General features: G+C 67.8%; 1 protein-coding gene. It reads right to left on the reverse strand.

Annotated elements, in window-relative coordinates; all coding sequences use genetic code 11:
• Positions 1–817, reverse strand: an 817-nt coding sequence (locus ACFHPP_RS31230) for an IS110 family transposase (RefSeq protein WP_437167112.1), incomplete at both ends; no start/stop codon positions are given.

The raw sequence follows: 817 nt of genomic DNA on the forward strand, positions 1-817 counted from the left end.
GTTCCCGGCTTTGGTGATGCCGAGGCGGCGCACCGTGTCGCCTGTTGAGCGCTCGCCCGGCACCAGGCCGAGATAGCCCATAAACTGGCGCGCACTGCCGAACCGGGCGAGGTCACCGATCTCGGCAGCGATCGCCACCGCTGTTGGCACCCGGATGCCGCGCAGTGCCTGCAAGGCCTCAACGAGCGGCGCCAGCGACCACCCCGGCATGAACTCGACTATGGCCACCTCGATGCGCTCCAGCCGCTCCTTGGCGTGCCGGGCTGCCAGGATGAGCTCCTGCAAAACGAACTGCTGGGGCGGATGGTCGAAGGCCTGCTCGGCCAGCCAGCGCTCGTGTCGGGCGCCCCAGGTGGTCTTCCCGGGGAATGCGCGCCCATGCTTCAGAAGCATCGACGAGATCGCTTGGCGCTTTCGGCGCAGATCATCGACAGCGGCCCCGCGGGCGCGTGCCAGGTCGCGCATCGCCTCGTGTGCCTCGTCTGGCACCCATACGGCGGTCAATTCACCAGCCCGGAGCAGCCGAGCCAGGGCAGTCGCGTCGCGCCGGTTCGTCTTGACCCTGTCGCCCGGCTTACGCGGGATCAGCGAGGGCGCCACCACGGTGCAGGCGTGACCAAGGGCAATCACCTGGCGATAAAGGCCGTAGCCGGTCGGTCCGGCCTCATAGCAAACATGCAGCTTACCGTGCCGCGCGGCCAGCCGGGTCAGCAGCTTCCGCACCACATCGGGACTGGCGTCAACTTCGCCGATATAGCGCACCTCACCAGTTCGGCCGGGCTCCGCAACTGCAATTGCGTGCTTCAGCTTCGCAGCG

Source organism: Falsiroseomonas sp. E2-1-a20 (genome assembly GCF_051433195.1).
Lineage (GTDB): Bacteria > Pseudomonadota > Alphaproteobacteria > Acetobacterales > Acetobacteraceae > Falsiroseomonas.